At 66.7% G+C, this 16,314-nt stretch carries 18 protein-coding genes; 4 read left to right on the forward strand and 14 right to left on the reverse strand.

Annotated elements, in window-relative coordinates; translation table 11 throughout:
* Nucleotides 1-138 precede the first annotated feature (138 nt).
* Genes ACX9OT_RS20070 through surE form a run of 4 tightly spaced genes read right to left on the reverse strand, consistent with a single transcriptional unit; the run spans nt 139 to nt 3,007 of the window.
* Nucleotides 139-924, reverse strand: coding sequence for a peptidoglycan DD-metalloendopeptidase family protein (locus tag ACX9OT_RS20070; protein ID WP_107432324.1), 786 nt, complete (start codon nt 922-924; stop codon nt 139-141).
* Nucleotides 921-1,535 carry a YqaA family protein gene (locus ACX9OT_RS20075; RefSeq protein WP_014036746.1) on the reverse strand — a complete coding sequence of 205 codons (615 nt, stop codon included), beginning with the start codon at nt 1,533-1,535 and terminating at the stop codon, nt 921-923. The genes ACX9OT_RS20070 and ACX9OT_RS20075 overlap by 4 nt, the downstream gene beginning before the upstream one ends.
* An 18-nt stretch (nt 1,536-1,553) precedes the next feature.
* Nucleotides 1,554-2,231, reverse strand: coding sequence for a protein-L-isoaspartate(D-aspartate) O-methyltransferase (locus tag ACX9OT_RS20080; protein ID WP_010485977.1), 678 nt, complete (start codon nt 2,229-2,231; stop codon nt 1,554-1,556).
* Complete coding sequence (gene surE, locus ACX9OT_RS20085) at nt 2,228-3,007, reverse strand: 5'/3'-nucleotidase SurE (RefSeq protein WP_132809783.1); 780 nt, start codon at nt 3,005-3,007, stop codon at nt 2,228-2,230. Before surE ends, ACX9OT_RS20080 begins: the two co-directional genes overlap by 4 nt.
* Before the next feature lie 209 nt (nt 3,008-3,216).
* Here surE and ACX9OT_RS20090 point away from each other — a divergent pair, with 209 nt between their 5' ends.
* Complete coding sequence (locus ACX9OT_RS20090; RefSeq protein ID WP_032130120.1) at nt 3,217-3,756, forward strand: Smr/MutS family protein; 540 nt, start codon at nt 3,217-3,219, stop codon at nt 3,754-3,756.
* 69 nt (nt 3,757-3,825) lie between these two features.
* Here the strand turns inward: ACX9OT_RS20090 and truD are convergent, their stop codons facing one another.
* The 10 genes from truD to ACX9OT_RS20140 form a co-directional block, all read right to left on the reverse strand.
* Nucleotides 3,826-4,857, reverse strand: a complete 1,032-nt coding sequence (truD, locus tag ACX9OT_RS20095) for a tRNA pseudouridine(13) synthase TruD (RefSeq protein ID WP_459003385.1) — start codon at nt 4,855-4,857, stop codon at nt 3,826-3,828.
* Entirely contained in the window at nt 4,854-5,351 is a 498-nt protein-coding gene (ispF, locus tag ACX9OT_RS20100) for a 2-C-methyl-D-erythritol 2,4-cyclodiphosphate synthase (RefSeq protein WP_005409005.1), read from the reverse strand. The genes truD and ispF overlap by 4 nt, the downstream gene beginning before the upstream one ends.
* A gap of 34 nt (nt 5,352-5,385) precedes the next feature.
* Complete coding sequence (gene ispD / locus ACX9OT_RS20105; protein ID WP_459003388.1) at nt 5,386-6,084, reverse strand: 2-C-methyl-D-erythritol 4-phosphate cytidylyltransferase; 699 nt, start codon at nt 6,082-6,084, stop codon at nt 5,386-5,388.
* Nucleotides 6,081-6,434 (reverse strand): cell division protein FtsB, encoded by a 354-nt coding sequence (gene ftsB / locus ACX9OT_RS20110; RefSeq protein WP_032130117.1) that lies wholly within the window; start codon nt 6,432-6,434, stop codon nt 6,081-6,083. The genes ispD and ftsB overlap by 4 nt, the downstream gene beginning before the upstream one ends.
* Nucleotides 6,435-6,438: 4 nt before the next feature.
* Entirely contained in the window at nt 6,439-7,731 is a 1,293-nt protein-coding gene (eno, locus tag ACX9OT_RS20115; protein ID WP_032130116.1) for a phosphopyruvate hydratase, read from the reverse strand.
* A gap of 96 nt (nt 7,732-7,827) precedes the next feature.
* Complete coding sequence (locus ACX9OT_RS20120; protein WP_459003391.1) at nt 7,828-8,157, reverse strand: hypothetical protein; 330 nt, start codon at nt 8,155-8,157, stop codon at nt 7,828-7,830.
* Nucleotides 8,157-8,504, reverse strand: coding sequence for a hypothetical protein (locus tag ACX9OT_RS20125; protein ID WP_459003393.1), 348 nt, complete (start codon nt 8,502-8,504; stop codon nt 8,157-8,159). The genes ACX9OT_RS20120 and ACX9OT_RS20125 overlap by 1 nt, the downstream gene beginning before the upstream one ends.
* Nucleotides 8,501-9,331: a 3-deoxy-8-phosphooctulonate synthase gene (gene kdsA, locus ACX9OT_RS20130; RefSeq protein ID WP_459003395.1), complete on the reverse strand. Its 831-nt coding sequence runs from the start codon at nt 9,329-9,331 to the stop codon at nt 8,501-8,503. Before kdsA ends, ACX9OT_RS20125 begins: the two co-directional genes overlap by 4 nt.
* An 89-nt stretch (nt 9,332-9,420) precedes the next feature.
* Complete coding sequence (locus ACX9OT_RS20135; protein ID WP_458075220.1) at nt 9,421-11,085, reverse strand: CTP synthase; 1,665 nt, start codon at nt 11,083-11,085, stop codon at nt 9,421-9,423.
* A 400-nt stretch (nt 11,086-11,485) separates the two neighbouring features.
* Nucleotides 11,486-11,719, reverse strand: a complete 234-nt coding sequence (locus ACX9OT_RS20140; RefSeq protein WP_005416022.1) for a hypothetical protein — start codon at nt 11,717-11,719, stop codon at nt 11,486-11,488.
* Nucleotides 11,720-11,891: 172 nt separating this feature from the next.
* On the opposite strand from ACX9OT_RS20140, the gene parE reads away from it, so the two are divergent.
* From parE to ACX9OT_RS20155, 3 genes are all read left to right on the forward strand, one after another.
* Nucleotides 11,892-13,781, forward strand: coding sequence for a DNA topoisomerase IV subunit B (gene parE / locus ACX9OT_RS20145; protein WP_005408996.1), 1,890 nt, complete (start codon nt 11,892-11,894; stop codon nt 13,779-13,781).
* A 147-nt stretch (nt 13,782-13,928) separates the two neighbouring features.
* Complete coding sequence (locus ACX9OT_RS20150; protein WP_107432345.1) at nt 13,929-14,507, forward strand: GNAT family N-acetyltransferase; 579 nt, start codon at nt 13,929-13,931, stop codon at nt 14,505-14,507.
* 110 nt (nt 14,508-14,617) lie between these two features.
* Entirely contained in the window at nt 14,618-16,114 is a 1,497-nt protein-coding gene (locus ACX9OT_RS20155; RefSeq protein WP_459003398.1) for a S10 family peptidase, read from the forward strand.
* Nucleotides 16,115-16,314: the final 200 nt, after the last annotated feature.

Genomic DNA, 16,314 nt, shown 5'->3' on the forward strand with positions numbered 1-16,314 from the left:
GGGTATCCCGTCCGCCGTGAAGGTGAGCCTGCGACACACAAGATCGCAAATGACCACTCTGCAGTACCCGAGTCGAGCATGGCTTGCCTCTACAGCTCAGGAACGCCGGGCATGGCCCGGCGCTATCGCATCTGACGATCAGCGTGCCGGCAGGTACTGCTGCGGGTCGACCGGCTTGCCGTTGTAGCGAATCTCGAAGTGGACCATGTCGCGGTTCGCACCGGTACGGCCCATTTCGGCGATCTGCTCACCGGCCTTCACGCTCTGGCCTTCATTCACCAGGCGCTTGCGGTTGTGGCCATAGGCCGACAGCCACTGGTCGCTGTGCTTGATGATGATCAGCTCGCCGTAGCCGACCAGGCCGGCGCCGGAATACACCACCACGCCATTGGCGGTGGCCTTGACCGCCTGGCCGCTGGTGCCGGCGATGTCGACGCCCTGCTTGGTCGCATCACCAGCCACGTAACGGCCAACGATGGCGCCATCAGCCGGCCAGCGCCAGGCGATATTGCTCTTCACCGGACCGACCGGCGCCGGGGCCGGCGTGGTGCTGCCGCCACTGCTGCCACCGGAACGCGGCGGGGTGACCACCGTGGTGGGCGCGCGACCGCCGCTGGCACCGGCCGGATACAGCCGGATCACCTGCCCCGGATAGATCGTCGAGGGGTTGTCCAGGCTGTTCCAGGCAATCAGGTCGCCCGGGGTGATGTCATGGATGCGGGCCAGCGCATAGATGGTGTCGCCCTTGCGCACCACCACGGTTTGCCCCGGCTTGGGTACCGAGGTCTTCGGCGTGGTCACACCGCCACCGGTGCTGCCACCACCAGGACGAACCACGGTGGCGGTGCCACAGGCGGCCAGGGTGGAAACCAGCAACGCCAGCGCGCCGATGCGCACTCCCTTGCTCAGACGATCAGGACTCATGCGAACTTCGACCTCCATACAAGCCAGGCGATCAGCACCACCACCAGCGCGGTGGCGATCCAGCCCAGCGGTTCAATCCAGCGACGCAGTGCCGCTTCAGCACGCGCACCACCGATACGGATGACCGCAGCCAGCACGAACACGCGCTTGCCACGACCGATCAGCATGCTCAACAGGTACTGCGGCATCGGTACACCGACGATACCCGATGCCCACGTGAAGACCTTCATCGGGATGGGCATGAATCCGCCCAGCACCAGGAAGGTGAACACTGCCCACGGCGACTCGGCCATCTTCGCCTGCACGGTGGTGATGCCCTGCTCGATGGCCGGCAGCATGCCCAGCGCCTCGAACAGCGGCTTGATCGCCTCGAAGGCGTAATGACCCAGCGCGTAGCCAACCAGCGCGCCGACCATCGAGCCGGCCAGGCTCAGGGTGGCGAACCACCAACCGCGCTTGGGCTGGGCCACGCACATCGGCGCCAGCATCACCTCCGGCATCACCGGGAAGATGATCGCCTCGAAGAAGCTCAACACCGTCAGGTAGGTCGGCGCGCGTTCGTGCGCCGCCCACTTCATCGCCCGCTCGTACAGCGGCCCGAAAATCTTCATGCAACCCTGCTCCGTGGATTAGTCGAGCATGCCAGACAGCAGCGGCACGAACGTGACCGGCGCCAGCACGTGTTGTTCGATGCTGCCGTCGGCCTTGCGGTCCAGCTGTACCAGCGACTGCGCCCCGGGGCCACCGACCGGCGCCACCAGGCGGCCGCCCTCGGCCAGTTGCTCGATCAGGGCGTCGACCAGTGCCGGCGCCGCCGCAGTAACCACGATGGCATCGAACGGACCGTGCTCGGCCCAGCCGACGCGACCGTCGTCATGCTTGGTGCGGATGTTCATGCCCAGTGCACGGAAGCGCTTGCGGGCCTGCCGCAGCAGATCACCGATGCGCTCCACGGTGTAGACCTCCAGGCCCAGCGCACCGAGGATGGCGGCCTGGTAACCGGAACCGGTGCCGACTTCCAGCACCCGTTTCGGCGCGACCTGGAGGACCGCCTCGGTCATCCGCGCGACCACCCAGGGCTGCGAGATGGTCTGGCCGTGGCCGATCGGCAGCGCGGTGTCTTCATACGCACGCGAGGCCAGTGCCTCGTCGATGAACAGATGGCGCGGCACCACCCGGATCGCATTCAAGGTCGGCTCGTCAACGATGCCGGCTTCGCGCAGGCGGTCGACCAGGCGGTCACGCACACGCTGCGAGGTCATGCCGATACCGACGGCTTCCGGTTGCAGGCGCAGGCGTGGACTCATGCCGGCTGGTCCAGCGCGGCACTGAGGCCGCCGACCCAGCTGGCCACTTTCTCCAGTGCCTGGTAGCGGGTCAGGTCCACCTGGATCGGGGTGATCGAGATATGCCCGGTGCGCACCGCATGGAAGTCGGTACCGGGGCCGGAGTCCTGCTCACGGCCGGCCGGGCCGATCCAGTACACCTCGTTGCCGCGCGGGTCCTTCTGCGCGATGCAGCCTTCGGCGCGATGGCGGTTGCCGAGGCGGGTGACCTCGAAGCCCCTGACCTCGCTCCACGGCAGATCAGGCACGTTGACGTTGAGGATGGTGTCAGCCGGCAACGGATCGGCCTTGAGCCGGGCAACGATCTCCACCGCAGCGCGCGCGGCGGTCTCGAAATGTTTCGGATCGTGGTTGCGGGTAACCAGCGAGACCGCCACCGCCGGCAGCCCGAGGAAGCGACCTTCCATCGCCGCCGAGACGGTGCCGGAGTAGATCACGTCATCGCCGAGGTTGGCGGCATTGTTGATGCCGGACACGACAATGTCCGGTTCGAACTCGAGCAGCCCGGTCAGCGCCAGGTGCACGCAGTCGGTCGGAGTGCCGGCCACCGAGACGGTGTAATGGTCGATGCGCTTGAGGCGGATCGGCAGGTCCAGGGTCAGCGAATTGCTGGCGCCGGAGCGATCACGGTCGGGCGCGACCACCGTGACTTCGTGTCCGGCCTCGCGCAGCACCGAAGCAAGCATCCGGATGCCTGCGGCGTCGACGCCATCGTCGTTACTGACCAGGATTCGCATCTTCGATTTAACCGCTTGATTTTCCAAGAATTCGATTCCGTCACCGTGCAGTGTGGGCGGGACCGCCGTACTCCCCTGCGGAAGCCGTCGACCCTGCAAGGGCATCGTCTATTGTGCCGCATGCGAGCCGCCGGTCCTACCCTGTCGGCGGTCATGACCGACATCGAACCGTCATAGGCAGAGATGCGCCGGCGGTTTACCCTGTGCGCATGTCGCACCCTGAAGACGAAGATCCGGCCGCATTGTTCCGTGCGGCCATCGGCGAAGTGACGCCGCTGCGCAAGGATGCCGAGCCGGCGCCTGCCGCGCCCCGGCCGAAGCCGCGCGCGCGCATGGCCGAACGTGACGAGGCCGAAGCCGCCGGCGAATTCGCCCGGCTGCTGCGCGACAGCACGCCGCTGGAAGCCGGCGACGTGGCCAGCTATCGCCGCGACAACCTGCCACCACGCTTGTTCCAGCGCCTCAAGCGTGGCCAGTACTCGGTGCAGGACGAGCTGGACCTGCACGGCGCCACTGCGTCGCAGGCGGAGGCGCTGCTGCGCCAGTTCCTGCTGGAGGCACATGCACACGACTATGGCTGCGTGCGCATCATCCACGGCAAGGGCCTGCAGTCCGATGGCGGTGCACCGGTGCTGAAGAATCTGGTCGATCGCCTGCTGCGGCTGCGCAACGACGTACTGGCGTTCCATTCGGCGCCGACCGGACAAGGCGGCACCGGCGCGGTGCTGGTGCTGCTGGCCCGTAGATGAAAAAGGGGACGGAGGGAATTAAGTCGTTTGTGGCACAAACGACTTAATTCCCTCCGTCCCCTTTTTCTGTCAGGCCTGCGAGGCGTCTTCGACCGAGCCGAGTTCGTGCAGTACGGCGGTGGCGTAGCAGCCTGGCGGCAGCGCGAATGACAGCTCCAGCACGTCGTCGGCCAGCCACTGGTGCTGCAGCAGCGCCGGGCGCAGGCGCAATGCGCGGCGCTCCTGCTTCAGCCGTGCGTCTTCCAGGCCGGCCCGCAGTGCCTTTGACTCGTCGTCGTCCAGCGCGGCCAGCTCCAGCTCACGTGCCGCGTCGGCGCTGCGCAGCTCGCCTTCGCCCCACAGCGGTGCGCTGGGATGGATGTCGAAACGCGCCAGTCGCTCGGCCAGCACGTCGGTGTACGGCTCGGGTCCGAACACGCTGCGGCTGCCATCGAGCATCCACACTTCGCCATCGAGCGGCTGATCCCAGTTGCCCTGCTCCACGCGCGCGGCCAGCACGCGGTTGAACAGCGCCGAGCGGGCTGCAGAGAGCAGCAGCGAACGCTGGTCCTTGCGCATGCGGCGGCCACCGAACATCGCCAGTGCCGCCGGCACATTGCCGCCGTCACGGCCAAAGCGCTGTTCGCCGAACCAGTTCGGCAGGCCGCGCACGGCAATCTGCTGCAGGCGCTCGCTGATCGCGGCGGCATCCCCCTGCACCTCGCGCAGTACCAGCTTGAAGCGGTTGCCGGCCAGTGCACCGCGCTGCAGCTTGCGGTTGTGCCAGGTCGCTTCGAGCACCTCGATTTCGTCACTGGCCAACTCGGCCAGGTCCGGCGCGATGCGCTTTGGCAGGTGCACGCTGAAACGCTGGGTGGTGACCGCGTGGCGATCCTTCATGCCGGCGTAGCTCACCGCCATTTCCGGCAGGCCCGCCCACTTGGCCAGCAGCTTGGCCACATGCACGGTGTTGGCTCCACGCTTGCGGATATGCAGCAGCAGGTGCTCGCCTTCACCGGTCGCCTCGAAGGCCGGCAGTTCGTCGACCTGGAAATCGTCCGGCGTGGTGCGGATGCGCGCCGTCAGCAACGGTGCACCAAACGCCAACGGCAGCGGGATCATGCCGCCACCAGCAGTACCACCGCCTGTGCGGCGATGCCTTCGCCACGGCCGGTGAAGCCCAGCTTCTCAGACGTGGTGGCCTTGACGCTGACTGCATCCAGCGGCAGCTGCAGCAACCCACCGATGCGCTCACGCATCGCCAGCGCATGCGGGCCGACCTTCGGCCGCTCGCAGATCACGGTGATGTCGGTGTTGCCGACGCGCCAGCCACGCTCGCGCAGCAGGCTGTCGCAATGGCGAACGAAATCACTGCTGTCGGCGCCCTTCCAGCGGTCGTCACTCGGCGGGAAATGCTGGCCGATATCGCCCAGCGCCAACGCGCCGAGCATCGCATCGCACAGGGCGTGCAGGATCACGTCGCCATCGCTGTGTGCGAGCACGCCGCAGCTGTGCGGCACGTTCACGCCGCCAAGCATGATGTGGTCGCCTTCACCGAAGGCATGGACGTCGTAGCCCTGGCCGATGCGGACGGGCGGGAACGGTGCGGTGCTCATGGATGCAACCCTTGCAACAGGGCCGCGCGGACGGTCAGCCGGCGCGGCGGGAAAGTACGAATTCGAACCGGTCCAGATCGGCCGGAGTGGTTACCTTGAAGTTGTCCTCGCTGCCTTCCACCAGCAGCGGGCGCTGGCCCTGGCGCTCCATGGCCATGGCCTCGTCGGTGACTTCAACACCGGCGGCAGCGGCGTCGGACAGCGCGCGGCTGAGCTGGTGGCGGCGGAACAGCTGCGGCGTCAGTGCGCGCCACAGGCGCTCGCGTGGCTCGGTGTCATCGATGCCGCCGTCGTCGCCAGCGCGCTTGAGGGTGTCGCGCACCGGCGCAGCCAGGATCGCCCCGACCGGGTCGGCACGACCGACTTCAAGCAGACGACCGAGATCGGCCAACGACAGGTTCGGCCGTGCAGCATCGTGAACCAGCACGAATTCATCGGCACGCACGGTGTCCGGCAGCGCCTGCAACCCGGCCAGCACCGAGGCGGCACGGGTCGCGCCGCCGATGCAGGTCAGCACCGGCTTGCCCGACCACTCATTCCAGCCCGGCCAGTCGGCATCGTCCTGGCCGATCACCACCATCGCTCCGGCCACGGCGGGGTGCGCCAGCAGCGCGTCCAGCGTGTGGGCGAGCAGGATCTGCCCGCCCGCCTGCAGGTACTGCTTGGGCAGCGGTGCACCGAAGCGGGTGCCACGGCCGGCCGCAGGAACGACGACCCAGATCGCCGCGCTCATGGCACGTCTGCCGGGTGTTCGCCCGCCTGGGCAGTGACGCCGGCAGCAGGCTGCGCCGGGTGGACCGGCGCATCCTCGACCACACGGTAGAACTTCTCGCCAGGCTTGATCATGCCCAGCTCGCTGCGCGCGCGCTCCTCGATGGCGGACTGGCCTTCCTTGAGGTCCTTCACTTCGGCAGCGAGCGCGTCGTTGCGCTGCTGCAGACCCTCATTGTCCCGCTCCTGGTTGGCGACCTGGGCTTCGAGCATCATCACTTCGCCCGAATTGCCCGGACCGAACCAGAAGCGGTACTGCAGCCAGCCCAGCAACAGGGCCAGCACCAGCAGCATCCAGCGCCAGTCGCGCATCGGCTCAGCGCTTCAGCGAAACGAACGCGTCACGACCCGCGTAACGCGCGCCGGCGCCGAGGGCTTCCTCGATGCGCAGCAGCTGGTTGTACTTGGCCACGCGATCGCTGCGGCACAGCGAACCGGTCTTGATCTGGGTGGCGGTGGTGGCCACCGAGATATCGGCGATGGTGGTGTCTTCGGTTTCGCCCGAACGGTGCGAGACGACGGCGGCATAACCGGCGCGGTCGGCCATCGCGATCGCTTCCAGGGTTTCGCTCAGGGTGCCGATCTGGTTGACCTTGATCAGGATCGCGTTGGCGGTGCCCGAGTCGATGCCTTCCTGGAAGATCTTCGGGTTGGTCACGAACAGGTCGTCGCCGACCAGCTGGACCTTCTTGCCGATGCGGTCGGTCAGCAGCTTCCAGCCGGCCCAGTCGTTCTCGGCCAGGCCATCTTCAATCGTGATGATCGGATACTGCGCGGCCCAGTCGGCGAGGAAGTCGACGAACTGCTCGGAGGTCAGGCGCTTGTTCTCGCCGACCAGGTTGTACTTGCCGTTCTCGAAGAACTCGCTGGAGGCGACGTCCAGGCCCAGCAGCACGTCTTCACCGGCGGTGTAGCCAGCCTTGCCGATCGCTTCGAGGATGGTGTCCAGCGCTTCGACGTTGCTGCGGAAGTCCGGCGCGAAGCCGCCTTCGTCACCGACCGCCGTGCTCAGGCCGTGGCCCTTCAGCACCGACTTCAGCGAATGGAAGATTTCGGTACCGGCACGCAGCGCTTCGGAGAACGAGGTGAAGCCGACCGGCAGCACCATGAATTCCTGGAAGTCGACGTTGTTGTCGGCGTGCGCACCACCGTTGATGATGTTCATCATCGGCACCGGCAGCGACGGGGTCACGCCGGTCTTGGCGGCCAGGTACTGCCACAGTGCCTGCTTGTTCGAGGCGGCGGCGGCGTGCGCGGCGGCCATCGAAACACCCAGCAGCGCGTTGGCGCCCAGGCGGCCTTTGTTCTCGGTGCCGTCGAGGTCGATCAGGCGACGGTCGAGGCCGGCCTGGTCGGTGGCTTCGAAGCCCTTCAGCGCATTGGCGATGGTGGTGTTGACGTTGTCGACAGCCTTGCGCACACCCTTGCCCAGGTAACGGGTCTTGTCGCCATCACGCAGCTCGACCGCTTCCTTGGTGCCGGTCGAGGCGCCGGAGGGAACCGCGGCACGACCGAACGAACCGTCCTCCAGGATGACTTCGGCTTCCAGCGTGGGGTTGCCACGGCTGTCGAGGATTTCACGGGCGTGGATGCTGCGGATCGTACTCATGGTCGGGCCGGTTACCTGTATGGAGAGGGGGCGACAAAACGAATGCCGCGTGATTATCCCCGGCTGCCCGCCACTTGCCAAATGGCGTGGGCGGCTTCAGCCCCAATTGGACCCGATCACGATCAGGATCATCGACACCAGCATCACCAGCAATGCACCGGCAATCGCTGCCAGGATGGGGCCACGCCGCCGTCGCCAGGCCAGCACCATCGCCACCGGGCTGCCCAGGAAGGACAGCACCATCGTGACCAGCGCGCCCAGCAGCCACCACTGCGTTTCCTGCACGCCGTTGTTTCCGTCCCCCGGCGGCCGGAAACCGGACGTGAAGGCCAGCACGCCCACCACCAGGGCGATCCAGGTCAACACGGCCAGCCCCAGCGCGATCAGGCCCCAGGGCCAGCCACGCGCCGATGTGGTCGTATTCATCAAAGCAATCCGTAGAACAGGGCACCCAGCCACAGCGAGAGCAGGATGATCGCCAGGCCAGCCGTCACCTTGCCGCGGTTCAGCCGCCAGGCCAGCACCGCGGCCGCGACGCAGCCCACCGCACCGAGCAGCTCCGCGACCAGCAGCGCAATGAAGTACGCGCGCAGATCGAGCGCGCTGCTGCGATCACCGGGTGGCCGCACCGACGCAGCGCCGATCAGTACCAGCCCGAACATGCCCACGGTGAACAGCACGGCCAGACCCAGTGCGATCAGGCCCCAGGGCCACTGTTTCCAGTGCCGGCGGTGACGCTGGGTTTCCAGCGCCAGCCACGGGTCACCACTCACGCGAAGCGCGAAAAGCCGTGCTTCTTGGTCACCGCATCGAGTTCCATCAGGGTCTCGAGCAGCGCTTCCATCTGGTCCAGCGGCCACGCATTGGGGCCATCGGACAGCGCCTTGGACGGGTCCGGATGGGTCTCGGCGAACAGGCCGGAGATGCCCACCGCGACGGCGGCACGGGCCAGCACCGGCACGTGCTCACGCTGGCCACCGGAACTGGTGCCCTGCCCACCCGGCAGCTGCACCGAATGGGTGGCGTCAAACACCACCGGGCAACCGGTATCGCGCATCACCGCCAGCGAACGCATGTCGCTGACCAGGTTGTTGTAGCCGAAGCTGGCACCACGTTCGCAGACCATGATCTGCTCATTGCCGGTGGCCTTGGCCTTCTCCACGACCGGCTTCATGTCCCACGGTGCCAGGAACTGGCCCTTCTTGATGTTGACCGGCTTGCCGGCCGAGCACACCTTGCGGATGAAGTCGGTCTGGCGGACCAGGAACGCCGGGGTCTGCAGCACGTCCACCACCGAGGCCACTTCTTCCATCGGGGTGTATTCGTGGACGTCGGTCAGCACCGGCACGCCGATCTGCTTCTTGACCTCGGCCAGGACCTTCAGGCCCTCTTCCATGCCCGGGCCGCGGAATGCGGTGCCCGAAGTGCGGTTGGCCTTGTCGAAGCTGGACTTGAAGATGAAGTTGACGCCGAGCTTGTCGGTGACTTCCTTCAACTTGCCGGCGGTATCGAGCTGCAGCTGCATCGACTCGATCACGCAGGGGCCGGCGATCAGGAACAGGGGCTGGTCCAGCCCGACCTCGAATCCACACAGTTTCATGGCGTTTCCTTGTTGTCCGCGGCACCGGCCGGGCCGGTGCGCTGGGGGTTGAAGCGTGCAAGATGGGGGCCGGCGGCCCCCATCACAAGTCAGGCGCGGGCTTCCTGCAGCAGCTTGCCGCCGGCCTTGCGCTCGCGTGCGGCACGGATGAAACCGATGAACAGCGGGTGGCCGTCACGCGGCGTGGACAGGAATTCCGGGTGCGCCTGGCAGGCCAGGAACCACGGGTGCGCATCGCGCGGCAGCTCGACCACTTCCACCAGGGTGTCGTCCATCGACTTGCCGGCGATCACCAGGCCCGCATCCTCCAGCTGGGTGCGGTAGCGGTTGTTGAACTCGTAGCGGTGGCGGTGGCGCTCGGCAACCACGTCCTTGCCGTACAGCTCACGGGCCAGCGTGCCCGGCTTCAGGCGCTGTTCCTGCAGGCCCAGGCGCATGGTGCCACCGAGGTCGCTCTTGTCATCACGCTTTTCGACGTCGCCGGTTGCCGTACGCCATTCGGTGATCAGGCCGATCACCGGGTTCGGCGACTGGCGGTCGTTCTCGGTGCTGTTGGCACCTTCCAGGCCGACCACGTTGCGCGCGTAATCGACGACGGCCGCCTGCATGCCGTAGCAGATGCCGAAGTACGGCACGTGCTGCTCGCGGGCGAACTTCGAGGTCAGCACCTTGCCTTCGAAACCACGGTCACCGAAACCACCCGGCACCAGGATGCCGTCGACATCGGCCAGTGCGGCCATGCCGGTGCCTTCCAGGTCCTGTGCTTCCAGCCACTTCAGGTTGACCTTGGTGCGCTGGCGCAGGCCGCCGTGCTTGAGGGCTTCGCCGACCGACTTGTAGGCATCCTGGTGATCGACGTACTTGCCAACCACGGCGATGGTCACTTCGTCCAGCGGATGCAGGGTCGCGTCGACCGCGTCTTCCCACATCGACAGGTCGACCGGGCCGGCCTTGTCGGCCAGCTTCAGCTGGTTGACCACGATCTCGTCCAGGCCCTGCGCGTGCAGGCCCGACGGAATGCGGTACAGGACGTCCACGTCCGGCACGCTGATCACCGCGCGCTCGGAGACGTTGGTGAACTGGGCGATCTTGCGGCGCTCCGAATCCGGCACCGCCTGCTCGGAGCGGCACAGCAGCACGTCCGGCTGGATGCCGATCGAGCGCAGCTCCTTCACCGAATGCTGGGTCGGCTTGGTCTTCAGCTCGCCGGCGGCGCCGATGTACGGCACCAGGGTAAGGTGCATGAACAGCGCCTTCTCCGGGCCACGCTCGGTGCGCACCTGGCGGATCGCTTCCAGGAACGGCAGCGACTCGATGTCGCCGACAGTACCGCCGATCTCGACCAGCGCCACGTCGTAGCCTTCGGTGGCTTCATCGATGCAGCGGCGGATCTCGTCGGTGATGTGCGGAATGACCTGCACCGTCGCGCCCAGGTAGTCGCCACGGCGCTCCTTGCGGATCACGTTCTCGTAGATGCGGCCGGTGGTGACCGAGTTCTTGCGGCTCAGGCGGGTGCGCACGAAGCGCTCGTAGTGGCCCAGGTCGAGGTCGGTCTCGGCGCCGTCGTCGGTGACGTAGACCTCACCGTGCTGGAACGGGCTCATGGTGCCCGGGTCGACGTTGATGTACGGGTCGAGCTTCATCATCGTGACCTTCAGGCCACGGGCTTCGAGAATGGCGGCCAGTGACGCGGCGGCAATGCCTTTGCCGAGCGAGGACACCACGCCGCCGGTTACGAAAATCAAGGGAGTCATGGCTGCAAGCATCCTGTCTGGAAATGGAAAACGGCAGCACCACGCGCGCCCGGAGGGCAGGCATGGTGCTCAGAGGGGGTTTTCCGGTTCGCTGTGGCAGCGAGGGAGGTGCGGATCCGTGCGACGGCAGGCGCCGGACGGGGACCACCGTGCGAGGTCGGGGCGACCGTGCCGGTCAAATCGACCGTCACCTGCGACCCGCCATGCTGGAAGCCACGCTTGGCCGCTCCAGCCCATTCGCAAATGGTGGACACGCACTTACTCCCGGAAAGCCATAGTTTACAGATTGATGGCCGCCAACCCAAGAGGCAGATGGCACGCCACTAAAAAGAAACGCCCCGCAAAGCGGGGCGTTCCGGAGCGCAACCCTTGTCGCAAGGGCGCCTGGCAGGGGGCGGGATCAGCGCTTCTTGCGCGCTTCCTCTTCCTCTTCCTGCTGCGGGGCCGGCTGGCCCTGCGCCTTCATTTCGGCATTGGCCTGGGCCCGACGCTTGGCCTTGGCATCGGCCTCGGCCTGCGCCTTGTCGGCCTGGTCACCCTGCTGCGGGGCCGGCTGGCCGGCGTTCTGCGCCACCACCAGCGGCACTGCAACGGCGGCAGCGGCCAGGATCGCAATGGTCAGCAACTTCTTCATGAGGTCCTCCTCGCGGTATGGCTTGGACGTTTCGACCCAACGGGGGTCGCCGGTGTTCAGATTCCAGCAGCTGCCATTTTACCCCCTCTGCGTCGCCGAGACTGAACCGCAGGCGTGCAAAATCCCGTGCCAGACCCCACACTTGCCCGTCGCTCCAAGCTTTCGAAGACAGATGAACGCCCGTTATAACGCCGCCGATATTGAAGTCCTGTCCGGCCTTGACCCGGTCAAGCGCCGTCCCGGCATGTATACCGACACCGCGCGCCCGAACCACCTGGCGCAGGAAGTGATCGACAACTCGGTGGACGAGGCCCTCGCTGGCCACGCCCGCTCGATCGAGATCACCCTGTACAAGGACGGCAGCGTGGAGGTCAGCGATGACGGCCGCGGCATGCCGGTGGACATCCATCCGGAAGAGAAGATCCCGGGTGTCGAGCTGATCCTCACCCGCCTGCATGCGGGCGGCAAGTTCAGCAACAACAACTACACCTTCTCCGGCGGCCTGCACGGCGTCGGCGTCAGCGTGGTCAATGCGCTGTCGACCCTGGTGGAAGTGCACATCAAGCGCGAAGGTGCCGAGCACCGCATCACCTTCCGCAACGGCGACCGCGCCACGCCGCTGGAAGTGGTCGGCAGCGTCGGCAAGAAGAACACCGGCACCCGCGTGCGCTTCTGGCCTGACCCGAAATACTTCGACACGCCCAAGTTCGCGGTGCGCGCGCTGAAGCACCTGCTGCGCGCCAAGGCCGTGCTGTGCCCGGGCCTGACGGTCAAGCTGACCGATGAGGCCACCGGTGAAGTCGACACCTGGTACTACGAAGACGGCCTGCGCGATTACCTGAAGCTGGAACTGGGCGAACGCGAATCGCTGCCGGCCGACCTGTTCGTCGGCAACCTGAAGAAGGACACCGAGGTGGTGGACTGGGCCGTGGCCTGGCTGCCGGAAGGCGAGCTGGTGCAGGAAAGCTACGTCAACCTGATTCCCACCGCCCAGCACGGCACCCACGTCAACGGCCTGCGTACCGGCCTGACCGAGGCGCTGCGCGAGTTCTGCGACTTCCGCAACCTGCTGCCGCGCGGCGTCAAGCTGGCCCCGGAAGACGTGTGGGACCGCGTGTCGTTCGTGCTGTCGCTGAAGATGACCGACCCGCAGTTCAGTGGCCAGACCAAGGAACGCCTGTCCTCGCGCCAGGCCGCCGGCTTCGTTGAAGGCGCCGCCCACGATGCCTTCAGCCTGCTGTTGAACCAGAACGTCGAGCTGGGCGAGAAAATCGCGCAGATCGCCATCGAGCGCGCCAGCGCACGCCTGAAGACCGAGAAGCTGGTCGTCCGCAAGAAGGTCACCCAGGGCCCGGCCCTGCCCGGCAAGCTGGCCGACTGCATCAGCCAGGACCTGTCGCGTACCGAGCTGTTCCTGGTGGAAGGCGACTCGGCAGGGGGCAGTGCCAAGCAGGCCCGCGACAAGGACTTCCAGGCCATCATGCCGTTGCGCGGCAAGATCCTGAACACCTGGGAAGTCTCGTCCAACAGCGTGCTGGCCTCGGAGGAAGTACACAACCTGGCCATCGCCATCGGCTGCGACCCCGGCAAGGACGACATCAGCGGCCTGCGTTACGGCAAGGTCATCATCCTGGCCGACGCGGACTCCGACGGCCTGCACATCGCAACCCTGCTGACCGCACTGTTCCTGAAGCACTTCCCGGCGCTGGTCGATGCCGGCCACGTGTTCGTGGCGATGCCGCCGCTGTTCCGCATCGACGTGGGCAAGCAGGTGTTCTACGCCCTGGATGAAGAAGAAAAGCGCTCGATGCTGGACAAGATCGAACGCGAGAAGATCAAGGGCGCCATCAACGTGACCCGCTTCAAGGGCCTGGGCGAGATGAACCCGCCGCAGCTGCGTGAATCCACCATCCACCCGGATACGCGCCGCCTGGTGCAGCTGACCGTGGACGATCGCGAGCAGACGAGCTCGCTGATGGACATGCTGCTGGCCAAGAAGCGCGCCTCCGACCGCAAGGGCTGGCTGGAGAGCAAGGGCGATCTGGCTTCGCTGGAAGTCTGACCCGACGCGGGGCCGGATCCGTTTCCTGCAGGGAAACGGCTCTGGCCCCATCGCCCGGTAATGCCGGTTCATGTGCCCTTGGCATTACGCCCCCATCGGCAAACCCGGCGGCGCCATAATGCGCGTCCATCTGTGTGGACCATCGTATTGGCCAGCCACTCGCTGCTGTTCCCGGGCCTGCCGCTGCACAGCGCGCGCCTGGTCCTGAGCCCGATCCGCCGCGACGATGCGGCCGCCCTGTTCGCGATCCAGTCCGATCCGGACGTGATGCGGTTCTGGAACCACCCGGCGTGGACACGACCGGCCGAAGCGCGCGCGCAGATCGACGATGACCTGGCGGCACAGGCCACCGGCACCCAGCTCAAGCTGGCCGTGCGCGAAACGCTGGATGGCCCGTTGCTGGGCATCTGCGTGGTGTTCGCCCTGGATCGCGATGCCGCTCGTGCCGAGATCGGCTACCTTCTGGCCCCCGACAGGCAAGGCCAGGGCTACATGCACGAAGCGCTGCAGCATCTGCTGGACTACCTGTTCCAGACCCTGCGCCTGCATCGCGTGGAAGCCGAAGTCGACCCGCGCAACCGGCCCTCGGCACACGTGCTTGAACGGCTGGGCTTCCACCTGGAGGGCGTGCTGCGGCAGCGCTGGCGCATCCAGGGCGAACTGTCCGATTCGGCGGTATACGGCCTGCTGGCCGACGACGAACTGCGCACCACCCTGCCCGCTTGACCCAATCTGGCCACTGGCGGCCTCGACGCGCGGCCATGCCTTTGGACACATACGGCATGGGCCGCCACCGGCCTAGCATCGGAACCCCCTTCCGCTGCCGATCCGGTGCCATGAAGTCCCTGCTGCACACTGCCGCGCTCTGCGTCGGCCTGCTCATCGCCCCTGCCAGCGTGCTGGCCGCGCCCGACGCCGAGGCCAAGCCCGACCCGAAAGACGACAAGACCGAAGCGCCTGCGCTGCCCGCCGACGCCTCGGTCCGCCAGAGCATGCGCCTGGCCGGCCGCACCCTGGACTACACCGCCACCGTCGGCACCCTGCCGGTACGCGATGCCAAGGGCAAGGTGATCGCCGATGTGGTGTTCACCGCCTACACGATGCCGGGCAAGGACCGGCCGGTGACCTTCGCGCTCAATGGCGGCCCGGGTGCATCGTCGGTCTACCTCAACATGGGCGCGATCGGACCCAAGGTGGTCACCTTTGGTTCGGAGGGGGACAGCGCATCGGCGCCGGCCACCCTGCACGACAACCCCGGCACCTGGCTGGACTTCACCGACCTGGTGTTCATCGACCCGGTCGGCACTGGCTTCAGCCGTGCGCGCATCGGCGATGACGAGGCGAAGAAGCAGCTGTACAACCCCAGCGCCGACATCGAATACCTGTCGCGCTCGATCTACGACTGGCTGCTGCGCAACCAGCGCATGGGTGCACGCAAGTACCTGACCGGCGAGAGCTACGGCGGCTACCGCGGCCCGCGCATCACCCACTTCCTGCAGACCCGCCTGGGCGTGGCGATGAACGGCCTGGTGCTGGTGTCGCCCTACCTGAGCCCGACCCTGGAAGACAACGCCGATGTCTCGCCGATGGCGTGGATGCAGACGCTGCCGTCGATCGCTGCAGCGCACCTGGAGCGCCAGGGCAAACTGACCGATGCGGCGATGCGCGACGTGGTGGAATACACCCGCGGCGACTACGCCACTGCGCTGATGAAGGGCCGCAGCGATCCGCAGGCGACCGAGGCGATGCTGCGCCGGGTGACCGAGCTGACCGGGCTGGATGCGCAGTTCGTGCGCCGCGCCGGTGGCCGACTGGAGACGCAGGCCTATCTGCGTGAGGTATTCCGCGACAAGGGCACGCTGGGCAGCCGCTACGACTCCAACGTGACCGCGTTCGATCCGTTCCCGAATGATCCGGAACAGCGCGCCAACGATCCGCTGCTGGACAGCATCATCGCGCCGACCACCACCGCGATGGTCGACTTCGTGACGCGCGTGGTCGGCTGGAAGGTGGATGCACGCTACCAGGCGCTGAACTACGACGTGAACCGGCTGTGGGACCGCAACGGCGAGCTGCGCCAGGGCGCGGTGACCCAGCTGCGGCAGGCGGTGGCGATCGATCCGCATCTGCAGGTGCTGATCGTGCATGGCTGGAATGATCTGTCGTGCCCGTTCATGGGGTCGATCCTGACGGTGGACCAGATGCCGGCGATGGGCAGCAATCCGGACCGGGTGCAGGTGCGCAGTTATCCGGGCGGGCACATGTTCTACAGCCGGGCGGACAGCCAGGCGGCGTTCCGGAAGGATGTGCAGGCGCTGTTCCAGCGTAATTGAGGGGTTCGGCCGGGCCTGCGGCCCGGCACCTGCCGGATCAACGGCAACGGCAACGGCAAAAGCAGGGTTTCCGTGGGCTGGCGAGGTGGGGTGGGGTTGCAGGACACGCCGTAAACCCGTCCATGAAGTGACCCCCGGGAGTTGGACGTCAGATCCAACCCCGAGGGTTACATGAACAGATATGACGCACGTTTCAAACT

It is taken from the genome of Stenotrophomonas genospecies 3 (assembly GCF_054473855.1).

Bases quoted from the DNA above. Each gene is read 5' to 3' on its own strand.
- ispD (WP_459003388.1), bottom strand. From the start codon at position 6,084: ATGAGCGCGGCGATCTGGGTCGTCGTTCCTGCGGCCGGCCGTGGCACC.
- ispF (WP_005409005.1), bottom strand. From the start codon at position 5,351: ATGAGCACCGCACCGTTCCCGCCCGTCCGCATCGGCCAGGGCTACGAC.
- ACX9OT_RS20090 (WP_032130120.1), top strand. From the start codon at position 3,217: ATGTCGCACCCTGAAGACGAAGATCCGGCCGCATTGTTCCGTGCGGCC.
- surE (WP_132809783.1), bottom strand. From the start codon at position 3,007: ATGCGAATCCTGGTCAGTAACGACGATGGCGTCGACGCCGCAGGCATC.
- parE (WP_005408996.1), top strand. From the start codon at position 11,892: ATGAACGCCCGTTATAACGCCGCCGATATTGAAGTCCTGTCCGGCCTT.
- ACX9OT_RS20070 (WP_107432324.1), bottom strand. From the start codon at position 924: ATGAGTCCTGATCGTCTGAGCAAGGGAGTGCGCATCGGCGCGCTGGCG.
- ACX9OT_RS20080 (WP_010485977.1), bottom strand. From the start codon at position 2,231: ATGAGTCCACGCCTGCGCCTGCAACCGGAAGCCGTCGGTATCGGCATG.
- kdsA (WP_459003395.1), bottom strand. From the start codon at position 9,331: ATGAAACTGTGTGGATTCGAGGTCGGGCTGGACCAGCCCCTGTTCCTG.
- ACX9OT_RS20140 (WP_005416022.1), bottom strand. From the start codon at position 11,719: ATGAAGAAGTTGCTGACCATTGCGATCCTGGCCGCTGCCGCCGTTGCA.
- ACX9OT_RS20120 (WP_459003391.1), bottom strand. From the start codon at position 8,157: ATGAATACGACCACATCGGCGCGTGGCTGGCCCTGGGGCCTGATCGCG.
- ACX9OT_RS20135 (WP_458075220.1), bottom strand. From the start codon at position 11,085: ATGACTCCCTTGATTTTCGTAACCGGCGGCGTGGTGTCCTCGCTCGGC.
- eno (WP_032130116.1), bottom strand. From the start codon at position 7,731: ATGAGTACGATCCGCAGCATCCACGCCCGTGAAATCCTCGACAGCCGT.
- ACX9OT_RS20155 (WP_459003398.1), top strand. From the start codon at position 14,618: ATGAAGTCCCTGCTGCACACTGCCGCGCTCTGCGTCGGCCTGCTCATC.
- ACX9OT_RS20075 (WP_014036746.1), bottom strand. From the start codon at position 1,535: ATGAAGATTTTCGGGCCGCTGTACGAGCGGGCGATGAAGTGGGCGGCG.
- truD (WP_459003385.1), bottom strand. From the start codon at position 4,857: ATGATCCCGCTGCCGTTGGCGTTTGGTGCACCGTTGCTGACGGCGCGC.
- ftsB (WP_032130117.1), bottom strand. From the start codon at position 6,434: ATGCGCGACTGGCGCTGGATGCTGCTGGTGCTGGCCCTGTTGCTGGGC.